An 18674-nucleotide genomic window follows, 5' to 3' on the forward strand; every position below is an offset into this window, starting at 1 on the left:
CCTAAACTATGAAAAATTGTATACTAATTCACAAGGAAAGCATCCATTTTGATCAAACTTTTTTCAAAATGGATGCTTCTTATTTACCATATAATATGTGTTTGCGTAATGTTTTTGATTAAACTTTATTTCAAACCAACATCTAGTTATAACTTTAAAATAAATTTACGAATTCGTACCCCTTTAGATATTTTATCTAAAGGGGTACTTTTGTATTGAAAAAGAACATCTAGAATTGGTAAGGGGATAGAACCCTATAGATTTAAAGTTTTACTTTATCGGATTCACTTTTATTTATCTGAATTTTCCGTTACTATTTTAAGTATCCGTGAACAATTTCCTTTATTATGACAATAAGAGACGAGAGGTTTATGGACATTACAAGGGGGCATATTAATGAAAGTGAGTGAAAAAACATATTTAAGTATAGAAGAGATTATTTCATTACCAACCTTATCAAGTACAAATATAAGCGATGATGGCAAAAATGTAGCATTTGTTAAGAAAACAGCTAACTGGGAAGACAATACATATAGAAACCATGTATGGATATATGAAAAAGATAAAGGGAAGAGTTATCCACTAACAACTGGAGATATAGATAGTATACATCCATTATGGTCTCCAGATTCTAAGAGCATTGCTTACCTTAGTCAAGGTGGTGACGGGGATATGAAAAATCAGATCTTTGTTAAGTCACTAAACGACTATAGTGAGGTTAAAATTACTGATGAGAAAGAAGGAGTCAGTAATTTTAAATGGGATCCTACCGGTAAAGGTTTTTATTATATTACACAGTCAAAAGAATGTGAGGAAATAAAGAAACGTAAGGAGCTATATGGAGATTTTCAACATGTAGGTAAGGAACATCAGAATAATTGTTTATGCTACATTGAAATAGAAAAAGGGATACAAAATGATAAAGGGGAACGAGAGATTAATGGTGTTTATCAATTAACGGATGGTAAGGACTTTTATATACATAACTTTGATATTTCAAATGATGGAAAAAATATTGTATGTATGGCTACCCCAAGCCTAAACGATCATATGAATGGTGACCTATACATATTAGATGTCGAAGCCAGGGAACTACAACAGATGAATGTAGATAAGTTGTTAGGCGGGAGTGTTTGCTTTTCTCCTGAGGGCAGCAAAATATGTTATTCAGCAAGTATAAGAGAGAAGGAGTATTATAGAAACCATATACAAGAAAGTACATTAGAGATATATGATCTGCATACTGGAGAACGAATTGTCCCTTTAACAGATTTTGATAGTACGGTTATGCCATTACAGTGGACAGCTAAAGGGATTTTAATTCGATGGCAGGATAAAACGAATTACCGTATTGGATTGCTAGCTGAAGATGGCCCTATGGAAATATTAAGTGACAACGTAGATGGTTTTATAATGGATGCCTTTATAACAAAGGATGGAAATCATATAACCTATAATAAGGCTATAACAAATGAAACTTTTGAAATCTATTTGGATGATAAAAAAATAACGAATGAAAATAGCTTTTTCGAAGGGAAGCTTAAAAGTAACAGGGAAATCATCTCATGGCAAAGTAGTGATGGTCTTAAAATAGAGGGTGTTTTATCAACACCAGTAGAGTTTGATAAAAATAAAAAATATCCTTTATTAGTAGTAATTCACGGTGGTCCGGCTTGGGCATCCTTTCCAATATTTTCAGACTGCTTCAATGAGAAATATCCGATTGAACAGTTTATCGAAAAAGGCTTTATCGTTTTAGAGCCAAACTATAGAGGTAGTTCTGGTTATGGTAATGAATTTTTAAAAGCAAACTATAGAAAACAAGGACTTGCTGATTATGATGATGTTATATCTGGAGTAGATGAACTGGTTGAAAAAGGGATGGTAGACAAAGGTAGAATAGGAGTTATGGGATGGAGTAACGGAGGATATATATCAGCGTTCTGTTCTACATTTAGTAGTAGATTTAAAGCGATTTCAGTTGGAGGAGGAATTACGAACTGGAGTACTCATTATGTAAATACAGATATCCCTTATTTTATTAGAATGCATTTAGGAAATACCCCATGGAATGACCCGGAGATCTATACGAAGACATCACCAATGACATATATTAAATCAGCCTGTACGCCTACCTTAATCCAACATGGCGACAAGGATGCAAGAATACCAATTACAAATGCATATGAATTACATCAAGGGTTAAAGGATATGAAAGTTGATACAGAACTAATTATATGTAAAGGGATGGCATATAGTCCTGATCAGCCAGGAATGAATGTAGCTATTATGAAGCAGAACTTGATGTGGTTTTCCCACTATATTCTTGGGGAAAGTATGGATGGCTTTCGTACTATATAATGGATATTCGTACAGGGATTTTTCGTTGTGTAATCGGGTCAGATTGTTTTAAACTGTATGCAAACCATTATGATTATAAGGAAACGTAATTCGGAGGACGAATATGACAGAGAATAAAAATGAGTTATCTGTAGAACAACGTGAAGAACTATTAAAAGTATTACAAGCTCGTTTTGAGAAAAACATGAACCGCCATGAAGGTCTTGAATGGGCTAAAGTTGAAGCGAAGATAGAAGCTAATGCTGAAAAATTATGGTCACTTCATGAAATGGAAGTAACAGGCGGTGAGCCGGATGTTGTTGGTTATGATGAAGAGAAGGACGAGTATACTTTCTATGATTGTTCGAAGGAGAGTCCTAAAGGCCGCAGAAGTCTCTGTTATGATCTGGAAGCATTAGAATCAAGAAAAAAACATAAGCCAGAAAATAACGTTATTGATGTAGCAAATGCTATGGGCATTGAATTATTAACGGAAGAACAATATCGAGAGTTGCAACAACTTGGGGATTTCGATATGAAATCATCAAGCTGGGTACAAACGCCTTCAGATATTCGAGAACTCGGCGGTGCTCTATTTTGCGATTATCGCTTCGGACACGTTTTTGTGTACCACAATGGAGCAGATTCATACTATGCTGCTAGAGGATTTCGTGGCTCGTTAAGAGTTTAAATTTGGAGTAAGTAAGAAAAAGAGCCTATACGTAGGCTCTTTTTCTTACTTATATTTTAAAAGTAAACTGTTACTACGCAGTTTTACTTAATTTATATGTTTCATGGTTGTTTTTACGGAAAAGTTTAGGAAAAACATAGCCATCTAATCCAATGCGTCCAGCGTTATGACCTGCAACTAAAATGAACATAGTTAAAATAAGCAGGTTTGGGTTTACACTAACAGTTCCACTTAGTAAAAATGAAAGATTCATTATAATTCCAAAGAATGCAGCAGTTTTTGTTAATCCGCCTAAAATTAAACCTAGACCTACTAAAATCTCTCCCCATTGAACTAAAAAGCTAAATAGGTCCGCGTTTGGAAGAACAAAGTGTTGAAGGAAATCTGCCCACCAACTTTGTACGGCAGGGTGGTCACCTGATGCTTGAGCGATAGCGCCCTTTAGAAAACCACTTGCATCAAAAGATTGTCCGAAAACTTTACCTATCCCAGCAGAGAGCCATGCATATCCTATGTAAAATCGTAAAAATAATAATATGAAAGCAGCACGTTTATCAGTCCTTAAAAAATTGATAACCATTGAAATCCCTCCAATATTTTATTTATATGTTTATTATATATCCATTGTGAAAAGATTCACAATGGATAAAGTGTGAACAAAAATGGTTTTTTTCTAGAAATAAAAAAGGCATATAACAATCATATGTTATATGCCTTTTCTATTATATATTTAGTAATCTATTTAGGTAATGCAAATTTAGCTTTTTTACCTTGTGAAATATCTTTTGCTTCTTTGTTTCTCATAGGTCCTAACTCAATCTCAAAGCTTTTGTCTTTCCAAATCTTTTCATACTGCTCTTGATCTAATATATAGACTTGTAGTAACTCTCCAGATGTTCCAGTTTTAACTGCAGCATTATAGTCGTAATTTAGTAGCATACCTTCATTAAGCGTATATTGTGTACCATCATTTACTCTTAAGGTAGAGCTTATAGGAGATAGTGAAACGTCTTGAGCATCTTTGTTATCAAGCTTGAATTTTACTGTTAACAGAACAAGACCGTTTTTAAAATTTGCAAAGCGTGGAGCTTCGACGGAATTTGGTGTGAATTGAGTGAATTGGTATCCATCTAATGTAACATTAACAGCGCCTAATTCTTGGCTGTTATTAATACTTGATTTTTCTTTTAACATTTTTTTATCGCCCATGTTATTGGCTGTAGCTTTATCTTGGTAAAAAGTGTTATTTGTTGCCACCTTTTCAGCACCTTGTTTGTTTAAACTTAATGAAAAGCTTCCAGGGCTTCCGATTGGAGCATCAAATTTTCCTTTATTAGCTTGTGCAGTTGGGACTGTGACTGAGACTGTTGAGAGACTCGAAATTTTGGCTAGATCATCTTTTCCGAATGGATACGCGATATAACCAGAAATAGTTTCCCCTGCTTTTACTAAGTAATCATTTGTTGGAGCAAGCTTAGTTGGTAGCTGATCTTCTTTTGGAATTAAATCTTTATAGTTACTATACGTTTTCTGTGCACCAGTAAATGACATGTCCAATGCTGGCATATAATAAATATCTTTAGCTGAACTATTTTTTACACTGTAGTTCACAAGAATAACTCCGCCCTCTGTTTGACGGTTAAATGGGATGTCGAAGTTTGTATGGAATCCATTTAATTCAACTAATGTGTAACCATTCATTGATACTGAAACATCTTCAGCCTTATACACTTGTGGTTCCTTATTTTCAAAAAGAACTTTTGTTTTACCACCTGTTTCTTTTTCCATATAGGAAATCAGCTTAGAGTAATCGCTTGAGCTAGTAGCTGTATTTTCAGGCTTTTTATCTTCAGTTTTTTTCTCTTCGGATTTTTTTTCTTCAGGTTTATTTTCTTTCGTTGTATCCGTTTTTTCTGTTTTGCTTTCTTTTGTTGTATTTTCTTTTTGTTCTTTATTTGTCGTATCGCTTTGACCACAGCCAGTTATTACAAACGCTGCTACGATTACTGTAGAAAATAAAGAAAGTAATTTTTTTGACATGTTTCTTCCCCCTATTTGTTTAAAACTAGTTGAGTCTGTATAATCAGACCGTTTATAACTCTCACATTAGCCCCACATTTTATTATAAAAAATAAAGACAGTATTTACCAGTGTTTTTCTGATTGTTTTAATTATTTAGTTATTGTAATATATTAAAATTAGTGGAAGGTTGGCATGGAATATTGAGTTTTATTTTTTTATCATTTGAAATATTACATCATATTGGTATGATAGAAATAGAGATATATGGAAAGGGGACAAGGACTTAATATGTGGATGAACTTGTAATGATTAGAAACTAGATAGATAAATTTTTCTCTCATAAGTGAGGGTTTATTTAGCTATCTGTAAATCATTTAAGGACTGCATATTTGGCTTGTACATCCCTTTTGTAAGGATAATGTGTAGAGAAATTCATATCTCTTATATAAAGTATGCGTCCTTTAAATTGGAGGAGTATATGATGAATCAATTAAAAAATAGAATAGCAGTTGTTACAGGTGTAAGTCGTCTAGGTGGTATAGGTGCAGCAATTTGTAAAGAATTAGCTGAAGCAGGATACGACATATTTTTTACGTATTGGACAGCGTACGATAAAGAGATGCCTTGGGGCGTTGATCAAAGTGAACAAATACAATTAAAAGAAGAGTTACTAAAAAGTGGTGTGAAAGTATCGAGTATGGAGTTAGATTTAACGCAGAATGATGCACCGAAAGAGCTTATAAATAAAGTTACTGAACAATTAGGGTACCCTCATATATTAATTAACAATGCAGCGTATTCTACGAATAATGATTTCTCTAATTTGACTGCTGAAGAATTAGATAAGCATTACATGGTAAATGTTCGTACGACTACGTTGTTAAGTAGTTACTTTGCCCGAGGATTTGATAAGAAATCTGGTGGTAGAATTGTAAATATGACATCGGGACAATTTAAAGGACCTATGGCAGGAGAACTAGCGTATGCAACAACGAAGGGAGCTATTGATGCTCTTACTAGTACGTTGTCAGCTGAGGTAGCTCACCTAGGAATAACAGTGAATGCAATTAATCCAGGTCCAACTAGTACAGGGTGGATGACCGAGGAGATAAAGCAAGGATTAAAGCCGATGTTTCCTTTTGGTAGAATTGGTGAGCCAAAGGATGCAGCAAGACTCATTAAGTTTTTAGTAAGTGAAGAAGCAGAGTGGATTACTGGACAAGTTATTCATTCTGAAGGTGGATTTAAAAGGTAAAAAGAAGGTATCTCACCCTGGTGAGATACCTTCTTTTTTAATCTTTCTTCAATCTTCGTGCAACACCGTTGCCTAAAGACTGTAGCCCTTGAACGAGGATAATTAAAATAAAGACGGTTGCATACATTACTTCCGGTTCGTAGCGTAAATGTCCGAATCGATATGCTAAATCACCAAGACCGCCAGCACCTACAAGTCCAGCCATTGCTGTTGCACCAATTAGGCCGATTGTTGCAATTGTTAAGCCAAGTACAAGGGAGGGACGAGCTTCTTTCACCATAACATGCCAAATAATTTTTATAGTAGAAACGCCCATTGCTTGGTAAGCTTCAATAACACCACGATCCACTTCTAATAAAGCTGTCTCCATTAATCGTGCGATATAAGGAGCTGTGAATACGACAAGCGGTACGATAACACCTTGCACGCCAATGGATGTTCCCATTAAAAACTTTGTAAAAGGTAAAATGAAGAATAATAGAATGATAAATGGAAGAGAGCGAATGATATTAATAATTGTATTAAGAATTGGATAAATGATTTTATTTTCGTGCTGTCCACCAGGTCTCGTTAAAACAAGTGTGACACCAAGTGGTAGCGCAATAAGGATAGAGATGAATAGTGAAATAGATGTCATTTGAAATGTTTGAATGGTTGCTTCCCATATGACTTTACCCCATTCATCCAAAAAGGATTTGTTTCCCATAATCTGTTCTACCTCCTTCTACGATGATTCCTTGCTCTTGTAAAAATGATAAAGCGCGGGCTACTTCATTTTTCTCACCCTGCATATGAATGATCAGTTTCCCATATGCTTCATGTTTTAACTGTGTAATATTACCGGATAAAATATTTGGATACACTTGAAAACGTTTTGTAGCAACAGCTAATGCTGGTTCTCCTGAAGCATTCCCTATAAAGGAGAGAGTTACAATTTCACCAGTAGTTTGCAGTTCTTTTTGTACCTCTTCTGGAATCTTCGCTGCAAATGCACTATTTACGAATTTCTTCGTTGTTACATGTTGTGGGTTTGTGAAGATATCCTTCACAGTCCCGCTTTCAACTACTGCTCCATGTTCCATAACAGCAACTCGGTCACATATACGCTGGATGACATTCATTTCATGTGTAATTAATAAAATTGTAATCCCGATTTCTTCATTAATCTTTAGTAATAGGTCAAGAATAGAATCCGTTGTTTCTGGATCTAAAGCGCTCGTTGCTTCGTCGCTTAATAACACCTCAGGTTCATGTGATAGTGCACGTGCAATGGCAACACGTTGTTTCTGGCCACCAGAAAGTTCACTCGGATAGGCATCTTTTCGATTGAAGAGATCGACAATGCGTAAATACTTTTCTACCCTTTTTTCAATTTCATTTTTTGGAAGACCAGATAGGCGTAAAGGTAATGCGATATTTTCATAAACTGTCACGGTTTTAAGCAAATTGAATCCTTGAAAAATCATCCCGATTTTTTGTCTCGATTTTGCTAGTTCTTTTGCTGATAAAGTTGTTAAGTCTTGGCCGTTTACAATGATATTTCCTGTCGTTGGTTTTTCTAATAAATTTACACATCGAATTAATGTACTTTTACCAGCGCCACTATATCCAATGATTCCAAATACTTCGCCCTTTTTTACTTGAAGGGAAGTAGACTTAAGTGCTTCTACGTTCCCTTTTTTTGTTGTAAATACTTTGGATACATTTTTTAATTCAATCATTATCCTCAGCTCCTACCAAGACGGTAAAACAGAACCATCAAATTTTTTCTCAATAAATTCTTTTACTTCTTTAGATTGATAAGCTTTCTTTAATTTATTTACAACTGCATCATCTTTATTTTCAGTACGAACAACAACCCAGTTCACATATGGTGAATCTTTTCCTTCACGGAAGATAGAATCTTTCGCAGGGCTTAATTTTGCACCTAATGCAAAGTTTGTATTAATTGCAGCTGCTTTCACTTCACTTAGTTGTGTCGGTAATTGAGATGCCTCTAATTCAACAATCTTTAAATTTTTTGGATTTTCAATGACATCTTTCGCAGTTGCTTTTTCTGTCGCCTTTGGATCTACTTTTAAAACTCCTGCTTTTTCAAATAGCTTTAAAGCTCGAAGTTCATTCGTTGGATCATTTGGCACAGCAATCGCATCGCCCTCTTTTAAGTCTTTTACATCCTTTAAGCTTTTAGAATATACACCCATAGGGAATGTTACTGTTGAAAATACTTCCGTTAATTTCATATTACGTTCCGCTTTAAATACGTCTAAATATGATTTCGTTTGATAGCTATTTACATCGAGACTTTTTTCATCTAGGGAAACGTTTGGTGCTACATAATCATTAAATACTTTTATATCAATTTCGAGACCGTCTTTCGCAGCCACTTCTTTTACTTTTTCAAAAATTTGTTCATGCGGCCCACCCGTTACGCCGACAGTAATCTTTTTCTCATCTAATGCTTTTACCTCTTTATCAGAGTTAGCACCACATGCACCTAACAATAATACTGCTCCACTTACAATGCTCAATAATACTTTTTTCATCTATAATTCCCCCTTCATATACGTTCCAAAATAAAAAGCACCTCTCAAAAATAAGAGAGGTGCCGAATAGACAAAATAGGTTCCTCTCTTATCTTCCAAAACGAAAACTCGTTTTGCAGGAATTAGCACCTTAGCTTATACGTCATAAGCTCGGTTGCCGGGCATCATCGGGCCAGTCCCTCCGCCACTCTTGATAAGAGTTTGTGTATGTAGTTTTTTAATATGGTACTAATAGTAAATCTTACAAAAAGAATTGTCAACTTTATTTTCTGAATATATTTTATTTTAAGGTAATCGAAACATTACCTTTCTTATGTCCCTTTTCCACATACATATGAGCTTCAGAAATTTCTTCTAATCGGTAGGTTCTATCAATAACAGGTTTTAAATGTTCTGTTTCAGTTAGTTCTTTTAGTAGAATCATATCCTCTTTACTTACCTTTGCCATCATTCCATTCACAGATACATATTTTCCATTGGGTGTTAATGTATTTGTACAAAGGGATTTTTTATACTTCCCAACTGCATCAAATATAATATCGTAGCGCTCGCGCCGCTTAGTAAAATCTTCTTTCGTATAATCAATTACTTTATCAGCTCCTAAAGATTGAACGAGTTCAAAATTTGAATTACTACAAACAGCCGTAACGGTCGCACCGAAATATTTAGCAAGTTGTACAGCAGCTGTTCCTACTGATCCTGAGGCACCATATATGAGCACTTGTTGCCCTTTTTTTATACGGCCCTTTCTCAGGAAATGCAATGCTGAAGTTCCACCAAAAGGAATAACGGCCGCTTCTTCATATGTTACATTGGTAGGTTTTAATGTTATTAATCCACTTTCATGTACGCATGTGTACTCGGCATAACCACCAAGGTTTAGTTCTGTTAATGCAAAAATTGGATCTCCCTTTTTAAATTGAGTTACATCTGTTCCTATTTCTTCGATTTCACCAGCTAGCTCCACGCCGAGTATAGGTTTTCTCGGTTTTTTAAAACCTAATATAATCCGCATAGGAATCCAAAATAAGAGGGGGCTATTAAAACCGCGTATTCTACAATCTCCAGTTGATACACTTGTTGCGTGAACTTTAATTAATACTTCGTTCTTTTTAGGTGTAGGTTTTTCTATATTTTGAAGCTGAAGAACGTTAGGTGGTCCATATCGTGTGCAAATGATCGCCTTCATAATGACCTCCTGAAATGAGTTGTTGTTATTTACATCATATTTAAAATCTTCATTAAACATGTCGCTATATAGAGAATATAGATTGAAATTTATATAGATTTCATAGGAAAAGAGGTGATATTATTTTGGGAAAGGGGGAGAAATTATGAAAAAAATTATTTTTATTTCAAGTTTAGTGCTTGCAATCAGTCTAGGGGTAGGATGTAGTAATGAGAAAACAGCAAAGACCGATGAACCGAAAAAAGAATCAGTTCAAAAAGAAAAGGAATTAGCAGCGAAGGATGTTTTCAAGAAAACGAACGAAGCTTTTAAAAATGAAGAACATGTAACGATGACATATGATGTAAGGATAAAAGCTGAAGGAACAGAGATGGATATATTAAAGGCTAAGATGCAATTAGAGCCAAAGACAAAGAATTCTCGTTCTGAAATGAATATTTCTGGTACAGATGTTGTAGTGTACACTGTGGATGGTAAAGTTGCTGGTGAGGTAAAAAACCCTACTACAGGAGAAGTTATAACCGTACCAGAGGAGCAATTAAACGCTGGTGGAATGAAAGCAACTCAAGATATTATAGACAAATTAGAAGTACCGGAAGTAGTTTTAGATAAAATGAAGATGGAGAAAAGCGGAGATAAATATAAACTGAAATTCACATTAAAAGGGCAAGAAACAGAAAGTATGTTAACTAGCATGGATGAAATGCAGAAGAAAATGTTACAAGCACAAAATGCGAAAATAGAAGAAGTAGATGCAGAATATATCATTACAAAAGATTTTAAATATGAATCAGCAAAGATAGACATGATTATGAGTAGTAACGGCAAGGATAAAGCACACATTATTACGAACGCAAAATATACGTCGTACGAAAAGTTTGAACCAATACAATTGCCAGCAGCAAAGTAACAGTTTTGATGAGGGGGGACCTAAAATAAGGTGCCCTCTTTTTTGTATACTTTTTGCATAGGAAAATAGGTACAATATGAAGAGGAAAAGATGTAGCAGAGGAGAGTGTCATTTGAAAAAAAGAAAGATAGCGGTGGTCATTGTAGCTTATACAGTGTTACTGACGACATCTATAAATACATATAAGGAGCAACTAGATCATCCTATTATGAGCGATGTGGGAAAGTTGCTTCCAACGAAAATTAAACGTGTGGAAAATGCTGAGGATGAACGTTCATTAAAACAGGTAGTGAAAGATGCAAATACTTCCGGAGAGAAAATTTCCATTGCAGGTATGCAACATAGCCAAGGAGGACAAACGTATTATCCGAACGGCACGATGCTTGATCTGAAGGGGTATAATAAAATATTAGAATTTGATCCGGAGAAGAAGAGGATTAAGGTGCAAAGCGGTGTCACATGGAATGACATTCAAAAGAAAATCAATCCATATGGTCTTGCGGTTCAAGTAATGCAATCTCAAAATATTTTTACTGTTGGTGGTTCATTAAGTGTAAATGTACATGGTCGTGATATACGTCATGAAGCATTAGTTGATACAGTAGAATCATTTCGACTACTAATGGCAGATGGTACTGTACACAATGTAAGTAGAGAAGAGAATGCGGATTTATTTCCCTATGTCATTGGCGGTTATGGGCTATTTGGTATCATTTTAGATGTGACCTTAAAATTAACAGATGATGAATTATATGAAACGCACACAAGAATGCTAGATTATAAAGAATACACGTCTTATTTCAAAGAAAAAGTGAAAAAAGATGAAAATGTTCGTATGCACTTAGCACGTATTTCTGTTGCCCCACATTCACTTTTAAAAGAGATGTATGTGACAGATTATACATTGGCGGAAAATCAAAATATGAGGGGAGAGTACAGTAAATTAAAAGAAGAAAATATTATAGCTGCCCCCAAATTTTTACTCGGTTTATCACGCTATAGTGATTGGGGAAAGAATACGTTTTGGGATATACAAAGAAGTTATTTTGAACGTACAGATGGAAAGTATGAGACGCGAAATAATGTTATGAGGTCAGATAGTGCTTTTATGGAATATGAAAATCCAAATTTGACCGAGGTTTTACAGGAGTATTTCGTACCGATAGGTAGTTTTACAGCATATATAGATGATTTGCGAAGTGTTTTGAATGAAGAGGAATTAAACCTTCTTAATATTACAATCCGCTATGTAGAAAAGAATGAGAATGCGGTACTATCTTATGCGAAAGATGATATGTTTGCACTTGTGCTTTTAATTAATCAAGGGCGCTCAGAGGATGAAATAAAGAAAACAAAAGTGGTCATTCAGAAGATGATTGATGTTACTTTAAAGCATAAAGGAAGTTATTATTTACCGTACTATTCTTACCCAACGAAGGAGCAGTTAAAGAGGGCATATCCTCGTATAGAAGAATTTCTTCAGAAGAAAAAAGAAGCGGATCCAAAAGAGAGATTTGTGAATTTATTTTATAGGGAGTATACGAAATGACATATAGAAGATTTGTAGCCTCACAAAGCATAATTATGATGGCAGGAAGTATGGTATTTCCTTTTTATATACTATTGCTTCGAAACGTTGGGAATAGCTTCTCGCAATTTGGCTGGGCGTATGGCTTATTCGCTTTAACTTCGGCACTTGTATATCCGGTAGTAGGAAAGGTGTCTGATCGAGTAGGTGATCGGAAATTATTAATTATATATGCTTGGTCCATGGCAGTATTAATGCTTTGTTTCCCGATTGCCACGGAAGTCTGGCATGTGTATATTCTTCAAATTGTAATGGGGGTTTTAGGTGCTGTGCAGCGTAATACAGAGAAGACGTCGTTAGCACGAAAGGTTGTGCAAGAAAATGCTGGTTATGAGATTGGGAAATATCATGTGTGGACATCGATTGGAGGAGCAGTAGCAATTATTGCAACGGGATATTTAGTAGATTTCTTTACGATTGGTACGATTTTTTATATTGCATCTATCTTATATGTAGTGAGCGGATTTGTATTAAGTAGTAAAAAAATATAATCATCCCCATTTTTACCTGAATACCCTTTATTTGTTATACTAAAAGGGAAGACAAAAGAAAAGGGGACATTGCCTTTGATGAAATTTTTAATTTTAGCTATTCTCACTTTGTTTTTGATTCCATGGACAAGAAGCGGTAGTAAACTTCGAGCAGTGGATAAGAAAGGGGATGAGAAGGTTGTAAAGGGTAAGAAATCATCCATTTTAGTTATTCCTGTTTTATTTTGGATAGGTATTGCAATCTATGAATATTTTTGGCTAATTGATGATCGAGCAGATTCGATTCTTACTCATTATTCTGTTGCAGTAGCAGTTTTAATTGGGCTTGTTTTATTTTCACAAAATCAAATAGGGAAATTAGAAGGTACGTTAAAGGGACTTCTAATGTTTGTTTTACTCGCAAGTTACGGCTATTTTGGTTATTTGCACGATATAGTAATCTCGCAAACGAAATATGATTCTGTTGTAAAGGTAGAGAAAGATATTTCAGAGCCATTTACTGAAAATGATCAGCCGTTTACAGTGCCGCCAAAGACAGCGGAGAATAAGATGAAAAAAGTATTTGGGGATATTCCGAAAGTAGCTTATTTTGAGCTAGGAGAATTAACACCACAAATGGTAAATGGTGAGGCTTTATATGTAGCACCGATTGAAGTTTCAGGCTTTTTTAAAGCACGTAAAGCTGAGACAATTCCAGGATACGTAACGATGTCAGGTACGAATCCTGATGCGGAAGCGAAACTGCATCTTGGTTATAAAATGAAATATGTGCCGAGCATGTTTTTTGGTAATAAATTAGAACGTGTCGTTCGAAAAGCGGAACCGGATTTAATTTTTAAAGGGAAACCTAAATTCGAAGTTGATGATAAAGGGAAACCGTATTATACAATGACGTATGGTGAATTTATTTCAGGAAGATCTGGATTTGAGGTAGAGGGTGTTGTAGTAGTAGATGCACAAACAGGTGAAGTGAAAAGATACGACAAAGGAAAAGCGCCTAAATTTGTTGATGGCGTATTAAATCACGAGACCGCATCTACGTTAAATACGTATTTCGGTAAATATATTCACGGATTTTGGAATACGAAATTCTCGCAAACGGATATGAAGATTCCGACTGAGTGGGGAACAAAAGAAGGAGTTACACCAATCTTCGGTAAGGACGGAACGTTATATTACTTTACTGATTTCACCTCTCCGAAAGAAGGAGTAGATTCTGCGTTAGGTTACTCGCTTATTGATGCGCGTACAGGTAAGTTATATTACTATAACGGAAAAGAAGTAAAGGGAATTATGGATGGTTCAGCTGCTACAGAAGTAGTGGATAATTCCTTTAAGAGAGAGAAGTGGCACGGAACAATGCCGGTTATTTATAATGTGTACGGTAAACCTTCTTGGATTGTACCTGTTATTGATGACGGAGGATTAGTACGTGCTCACACGGTTATCTATGCTTCTAATGCGAAAATATTTGCAACAGGTTCGACGCAAAAAGAAGCGCTTGAGAATTATAAAAATGCGCTGAGCGGAAGTGGAGATTCCTTTAGACCGACTTCAAACGGTAAAGAAGCACAAAAAGAGGGCGTTGTACAACGTGTATATAAAGAAAAATCAGGTGAAAATACAATTGTGTACGTACTCATAGAGAATGAGAAAAAAGTATTTATGATACCTGTGAAGAAATTCCCATATGCTATGTTTACAGAAGTGGGAGATCCAATTCAAATCACGTATTTAGATACAGGAGAGGCGATGTCTTCCGTATCTAAATTTGTAAATAGCAATTTGAAAAAGTAAAGCGATAGAATTTCTATCGCTTTTTTTACGGTATGAAACAGGAAAATGCACTATACTTGACGTATGTTTATGTTGTAACTATAATTGTTACGATTCAGTAGTTATAGGAAAGGGTGAACGGAAAAAGTGAATGGAGTTAATCAAGAAATATATAAACCTGTAAAGACAAATAGGTTATGGATGATTCTTGTACTAGGGACACTTACGGCGATTGGGCCATTATCTATTGATATGTATTTGCCTTCTTTACCGAAATTAACGGATGATTTACAGACAGGTGCATCCCTTGCACAGCTTACCTTAACAGCTTGTTTACTTGGGCTTTCAGTAGGGCAATTATTCATCGGTTCAATTAGTGATATTTACGGAAGGCGCAAACCTCTTATTATTGCTCTTATCATTTATGTTGCTTCTTCTTTACTTTGTGCTGTTGCGCCATCTATTTGGAGTTTAGTGTTATTGCGCTTCCTACAGGGAGCTTCAGGATCAGCAGGGATTGTTATATCACGTGCAATGGTACGTGACATGTATTCAGGTTCTGAAATGACGAAGTTTTTCTCGCTCCTTATGTTAGTAAACGGAGCAGCACCTATTTTGGCACCGATTATCGGAGGACAATTACTACAGTTCACAACATGGCGCGGTGTCTTCATCGTTCTTGGGGCGATTAGTGTATTCATGTTAATATCAGCTACTTTCGTATTACGTGAAACATTACCTCCTGAAGAAAGAGAAACAGGTGGTTTGTCTGGGACATTGGCGACGTACGGAAAACTGTTAAAGGATCGTTTGTTTATGGGATATGCATTGTCACAAGGGCTAGTAACGGCGGCAATGTTTGCATACATTTCGGGCTCACCATTTGTGTTGCAGAACATATACGGAGCATCACCACAGCAATTTAGCTTATTCTTTGCGATTAACGGTATCGGTATTATTATTGCTAGTCAGGTTACGGGTCGTTTAGCAGGGAAAGTGAATGAGAAGACATTATTTGTTGCGGGTATTATTATTGCAGCTGTTGGTGGCCTATCTTTATTATTGACAATCGTACTAGGAATAGGTTTAATTGGTGTTTTATGTTCATTATTCCTTGTTGTATCAAGTGTTGGGGTTGTTTCAACGACTGGGTTCTCGTTAGCGATGAGAAACCAGAAACAAGCCGCAGGAACAGCATCGGCCTTATTAGGATTATTACAGTTTATTTCAGGAGCACTTGTTGCACCGTTAGTAGGTATTGGCGGAAGCAATACCGCATTACCGATGGGCGTTGTGATCGCTCTTTGTGAAATTGGTGCTGTATTATGTTATCTATTTATGGCTAGAAGAAGTGAAAAGCAGTTTGAACTGCAACAAAGACAAAATTTAGAGGCTTAAATTATAAAAAAGAGCTGATTCAAATACATTTTGAATCAGCTTTTTTTCATTTCTTTGAAATAATGCGTACAGCTTCGTAAGGTGATGCAAAAGTTATTTGCATAAAGTGACGATACTGTGACAAAAATGTAGGCATGTATATTAAGGTATCGTCTTAAGTGTAAAAAGTAGGATGTTCTCGGTATAATAACAAGTGGAGATAAAAGAAACTATAATGAGTAGTAGCTGTAGATAAAAGGAGAAGAAGAAATGAAGAAGGTTTTAGGTATTGCTGTAATGGGAAGTATGATCCTTCTAGCGGGATGTAATGGAAATAAAGATACGAAAGAACCGAATGAAAAGGTAGAGCAATCTACTGAGCAAACAGAAGAGATGAAAGAATACCGTGCAGTACATGAAAAATACGATATGAAAATGAATAAAGAAATTAATAAAGCTTTACAGTTATGGGAAGTGGCAAAAGAAAAGGGCGGTAAGGAAATAACGAATGCTAAATATAAAGAAGACGTGCAGAAGGTAACAACGGGCATGTTAGAAGATATAGATCACATACGTAAAGAAATTCGTGTGCCGAAGTCGAAAGAACAAGAACATGAAATGTATGTTGGTTTCTTAAATGAAGCAGAACAAGCGATGAAAAAATTACAGAAGTTAGCTAAAGAAGAAGATTCATCTTTGATTCGTGATATAGAAATTAACTTTTCAACAGCATCAACATACTATAAACGTTTTCAAGCAGAAACGAAAAAATAACCTTGCGTACGCGCAAGGTTATTTTTTCTTCTTACCATCTCCGTCTTCATCCTCGCATACTAATACTTTCTGTTCTTCGTGAAATTCAGAAATGGTTTGACCGGTAATATTATCGAATGGAGTATAAAAAGAAGTGATAAGTTTCTTTTTAATAAAGAGTTTATCCGGCATTAACGGGCAGTAAGACCCCCACCTCAAAATTCAGTGAAAGCAAAGAAGTTAGGTAGGGGATCAACTGCCCGTAAAAGCCCGATTGGTTCAACTTTAATCAGTGGGGGATGAACATCCCCCACTGATTAAAGTTTCACTTTATAGACCCCAATGATGACCAGTATAACGATTGTTAATGGTAATCATATAGTAGCAAGAAATAAGGGGTCCATCTTATAACTCCTTTAACAGTACTTCTTTTTATTATAAGTGAAAACTGTAATTTCGATAAATGGCATTAAAAACTGATTTTTCTAAATATATCCAATTTGATTGACTTTTCATTTTTTCAGAATTATAATTCGAAATATACAATTTGAACCAAATAATAATATAGCAATTTACTTATCCAGAGAGGTAGAGGGACTGGCCCTATGACACCTCAGCAGCGGGTTCTGTAATAGGAACACCGTGCTAATTCCAGCAAGCAAGTCTTGAAAGATAAGTGATGGGCCTTCGTTTATTAAGCCTTGATCTTATTTTTTAAGATCAAGGCTTTTTGTATTTTAAGAAGCGGAAAAGTAATAGGGACAAATATGTCAATAAAACAAAGTAAATCCATTTGTTTAGGGGGTTATCGAAGTGTATGTTATTAAAAAACTATCGGTTATGGTGTTCACGCTATGGGTCATTACAACAGTAACATTTTTGATTATGCATATCATTCCAGGGGATCCATTTTCATCAGATGCGAAAATCTTTCCTGAAGAAGTGATACAAAACATGAGAGCGAAGTATCACCTTGATGAACCGTTATGGAATCAATATGTCGCTTATTTAGATGGTGTAGTTCATTTTGATTTTGGTGAATCTGTTCAATCGACGGGGCAAGGCGTATCAGAAATCATTACAACAGGATTTGGTCCATCGGCGATTATTGGTTTACAAGCACTTGTTATTTCACTATTAGTCGGAATTGCAGCAGGTACATTTGCAGCTCTATATCATGGGAAAGTAATTGATTATAGTGTGAGCTTACTTGCGATTCTCGGTATTTCTGTTCCAAGTTTTATTTTAGCACCATTATTTATACAAGTATTTGCTATACAGTTTGAACTGTTACCAGTAGCGTCTTGGGGCACATTCGAACATACGGTATTGCCATCCTTCGCATTAGCATTAGGTCCAATTGCAGTGATTACGAGATTTGTTCGCTCTAATATGATTGAAGTATTGCAGAGTGATTATATTAAATTAGCAAGAGCGAAAGGTATACCAATTAAAAAGATTATTATAAGGCATGCCCTTCGAAATGCAATTGTTCCAGTTCTTACATTTGTTGGGCCGTTAATGGCTGGACTTTTAACAGGGACTTTCGTTATTGAAAAAATATTTTCCATTCCTGGTCTAGGAAAATATTTTGTAGATAGTATTTTTAACCGGGATTATCCGGTCATTATGGGAACGACGATTTTCTATAGTGCATTATTAATTTCTTGTATTTTCATTACAGATATTATTCATCGTATTGTTGATCCACGTATTCGTTCTATTACGTAAGGAGG

At 35.5% G+C, this 18674-nt stretch carries 17 protein-coding genes and 2 riboswitches; of the genes, 10 read left to right on the forward strand and 7 right to left on the reverse strand.

Annotated features, from left to right (window positions below):
• Positions 1-396 precede the first annotated feature (396 nt).
• On the forward strand, positions 397-2361 hold the full coding sequence (locus tag FS742_RS25225; RefSeq protein ID WP_144615904.1) for a S9 family peptidase: 1965 nt from the start codon (positions 397-399) through the stop codon (positions 2359-2361).
• A gap of 103 nt (positions 2362-2464) precedes the next feature.
• Positions 2465-3031, forward strand: coding sequence for a DUF4256 domain-containing protein (locus FS742_RS25230; protein ID WP_144615906.1), 567 nt, complete (start codon positions 2465-2467; stop codon positions 3029-3031).
• 73 nt (positions 3032-3104) lie between these two features.
• Here the strand turns inward: FS742_RS25230 and FS742_RS25235 are convergent, their stop codons facing one another.
• Both FS742_RS25235 and FS742_RS25240 read right to left on the reverse strand, forming a co-directional pair.
• Complete coding sequence (locus FS742_RS25235) at positions 3105-3611, reverse strand: DoxX family membrane protein (RefSeq protein WP_144615908.1); 507 nt, start codon at positions 3609-3611, stop codon at positions 3105-3107.
• Positions 3612-3769: 158 nt separating this feature from the next.
• Positions 3770-5071 carry a DUF5068 domain-containing protein gene (locus tag FS742_RS25240; RefSeq protein WP_144615909.1) on the reverse strand — a complete coding sequence of 434 codons (1302 nt, stop codon included), beginning with the start codon at positions 5069-5071 and terminating at the stop codon, positions 3770-3772.
• Between the two features lie 460 nt (positions 5072-5531).
• On the opposite strand from FS742_RS25240, the gene FS742_RS25245 reads away from it, so the two are divergent.
• Positions 5532-6308: an SDR family oxidoreductase gene (locus FS742_RS25245; protein WP_144615911.1), complete on the forward strand. Its 777-nt coding sequence runs from the start codon at positions 5532-5534 to the stop codon at positions 6306-6308.
• 37 nt (positions 6309-6345) lie between these two features.
• On the opposite strand, the gene FS742_RS25250 is transcribed toward FS742_RS25245, so the two are convergent.
• The 4 genes from FS742_RS25250 to FS742_RS25265 form a co-directional block, all read right to left on the reverse strand.
• Positions 6346-7014 carry a methionine ABC transporter permease gene (locus tag FS742_RS25250; protein WP_000527137.1) on the reverse strand — a complete coding sequence of 223 codons (669 nt, stop codon included), beginning with the start codon at positions 7012-7014 and terminating at the stop codon, positions 6346-6348.
• Positions 6989-8029, reverse strand: coding sequence for a methionine ABC transporter ATP-binding protein (locus tag FS742_RS25255; RefSeq protein WP_144615913.1), 1041 nt, complete (start codon positions 8027-8029; stop codon positions 6989-6991). The genes FS742_RS25250 and FS742_RS25255 overlap by 26 nt, the downstream gene beginning before the upstream one ends.
• A 12-nt stretch (positions 8030-8041) precedes the next feature.
• Positions 8042-8854: a MetQ/NlpA family ABC transporter substrate-binding protein gene (locus FS742_RS25260; protein ID WP_144615915.1), complete on the reverse strand. Its 813-nt coding sequence runs from the start codon at positions 8852-8854 to the stop codon at positions 8042-8044.
• Between the two features lie 85 nt (positions 8855-8939).
• Positions 8940-9054, reverse strand: a riboswitch (SAM riboswitch).
• Positions 9055-9134: 80 nt separating this feature from the next.
• Positions 9135-10043, reverse strand: a complete 909-nt coding sequence (locus tag FS742_RS25265; RefSeq protein WP_144615917.1) for an NAD(P)-dependent alcohol dehydrogenase — start codon at positions 10041-10043, stop codon at positions 9135-9137.
• Between the two features lie 145 nt (positions 10044-10188).
• On the opposite strand from FS742_RS25265, the gene FS742_RS25270 reads away from it, so the two are divergent.
• The 6 genes from FS742_RS25270 to FS742_RS25295 all read left to right on the forward strand — a co-directional run bounded on the left by FS742_RS25270 (position 10189) and on the right by FS742_RS25295 (position 16959).
• Positions 10189-10953, forward strand: coding sequence for a hypothetical protein (locus FS742_RS25270; protein ID WP_144615919.1), 765 nt, complete (start codon positions 10189-10191; stop codon positions 10951-10953).
• A 112-nt stretch (positions 10954-11065) separates the two neighbouring features.
• The gene (locus tag FS742_RS25275) at positions 11066-12502 is read left to right on the forward strand and encodes an FAD-binding oxidoreductase (protein WP_144615921.1); all 1437 of its coding nucleotides are present in this window, start codon (positions 11066-11068) and stop codon (positions 12500-12502) included.
• Positions 12499-13032 (forward strand): MFS transporter, encoded by a 534-nt coding sequence (locus FS742_RS25280; protein ID WP_144615923.1) that lies wholly within the window; start codon positions 12499-12501, stop codon positions 13030-13032. The genes FS742_RS25275 and FS742_RS25280 overlap by 4 nt, the downstream gene beginning before the upstream one ends.
• A gap of 78 nt (positions 13033-13110) precedes the next feature.
• Positions 13111-14829: a DUF3981 domain-containing protein gene (locus tag FS742_RS25285; RefSeq protein ID WP_144616191.1), complete on the forward strand. Its 1719-nt coding sequence runs from the start codon at positions 13111-13113 to the stop codon at positions 14827-14829.
• A 126-nt stretch (positions 14830-14955) separates the two neighbouring features.
• Positions 14956-16206, forward strand: a complete 1251-nt coding sequence (locus FS742_RS25290) for a multidrug effflux MFS transporter (RefSeq protein WP_144615925.1) — start codon at positions 14956-14958, stop codon at positions 16204-16206.
• 249 nt (positions 16207-16455) lie between these two features.
• Positions 16456-16959, forward strand: coding sequence for a hypothetical protein (locus FS742_RS25295; RefSeq protein WP_144615927.1), 504 nt, complete (start codon positions 16456-16458; stop codon positions 16957-16959).
• 18 nt (positions 16960-16977) lie between these two features.
• On the opposite strand, the gene FS742_RS25300 is transcribed toward FS742_RS25295, so the two are convergent.
• Positions 16978-17130 carry a DUF3951 domain-containing protein gene (locus FS742_RS25300; protein ID WP_395940402.1) on the reverse strand — a complete coding sequence of 51 codons (153 nt, stop codon included), beginning with the start codon at positions 17128-17130 and terminating at the stop codon, positions 16978-16980.
• Between the two features lie 381 nt (positions 17131-17511).
• Positions 17512-17617, forward strand: a riboswitch (SAM riboswitch).
• Between the two features lie 134 nt (positions 17618-17751).
• On the opposite strand from FS742_RS25300, the gene FS742_RS25305 reads away from it, so the two are divergent.
• The gene (locus tag FS742_RS25305) at positions 17752-18669 is read left to right on the forward strand and encodes an ABC transporter permease (RefSeq protein WP_144615929.1); all 918 of its coding nucleotides are present in this window, start codon (positions 17752-17754) and stop codon (positions 18667-18669) included.
• Positions 18670-18674: the final 5 nt, after the last annotated feature.

Source organism: Bacillus cereus (genome assembly GCF_007678085.1).
Lineage (GTDB): Bacteria > Bacillota > Bacilli > Bacillales > Bacillaceae_G > Bacillus_A > Bacillus_A cereus_BE.

What these genes read in the sequence shown, in the direction of transcription:
- FS742_RS25225 (WP_144615904.1), top strand. Translation starts at nt 397, where the DNA reads ATGAAAGTGAGTGAAAAAACATATTTAAGTATAGAAGAGATTATTTCA.
- FS742_RS25230 (WP_144615906.1), top strand. Translation starts at nt 2,465, where the DNA reads ATGACAGAGAATAAAAATGAGTTATCTGTAGAACAACGTGAAGAACTA.
- FS742_RS25235 (WP_144615908.1), bottom strand. Translation starts at nt 3,611, where the DNA reads ATGGTTATCAATTTTTTAAGGACTGATAAACGTGCTGCTTTCATATTA.
- FS742_RS25240 (WP_144615909.1), bottom strand. Translation starts at nt 5,071, where the DNA reads ATGTCAAAAAAATTACTTTCTTTATTTTCTACAGTAATCGTAGCAGCG.
- FS742_RS25245 (WP_144615911.1), top strand. Translation starts at nt 5,532, where the DNA reads ATGATGAATCAATTAAAAAATAGAATAGCAGTTGTTACAGGTGTAAGT.
- FS742_RS25250 (WP_000527137.1), bottom strand. Translation starts at nt 7,014, where the DNA reads ATGGGAAACAAATCCTTTTTGGATGAATGGGGTAAAGTCATATGGGAA.
- FS742_RS25255 (WP_144615913.1), bottom strand. Translation starts at nt 8,029, where the DNA reads ATGATTGAATTAAAAAATGTATCCAAAGTATTTACAACAAAAAAAGGG.
- FS742_RS25260 (WP_144615915.1), bottom strand. Translation starts at nt 8,854, where the DNA reads ATGAAAAAAGTATTATTGAGCATTGTAAGTGGAGCAGTATTATTGTTA.
- FS742_RS25265 (WP_144615917.1), bottom strand. Translation starts at nt 10,043, where the DNA reads ATGAAGGCGATCATTTGCACACGATATGGACCACCTAACGTTCTTCAG.
- FS742_RS25270 (WP_144615919.1), top strand. Translation starts at nt 10,189, where the DNA reads ATGAAAAAAATTATTTTTATTTCAAGTTTAGTGCTTGCAATCAGTCTA.
- FS742_RS25280 (WP_144615923.1), top strand. Translation starts at nt 12,499, where the DNA reads ATGACATATAGAAGATTTGTAGCCTCACAAAGCATAATTATGATGGCA.
- FS742_RS25285 (WP_144616191.1), top strand. Translation starts at nt 13,111, where the DNA reads ATGAAATTTTTAATTTTAGCTATTCTCACTTTGTTTTTGATTCCATGG.
- FS742_RS25295 (WP_144615927.1), top strand. Translation starts at nt 16,456, where the DNA reads ATGAAGAAGGTTTTAGGTATTGCTGTAATGGGAAGTATGATCCTTCTA.
- FS742_RS25300 (WP_395940402.1), bottom strand. Translation starts at nt 17,130, where the DNA reads ATGCCGGATAAACTCTTTATTAAAAAGAAACTTATCACTTCTTTTTAT.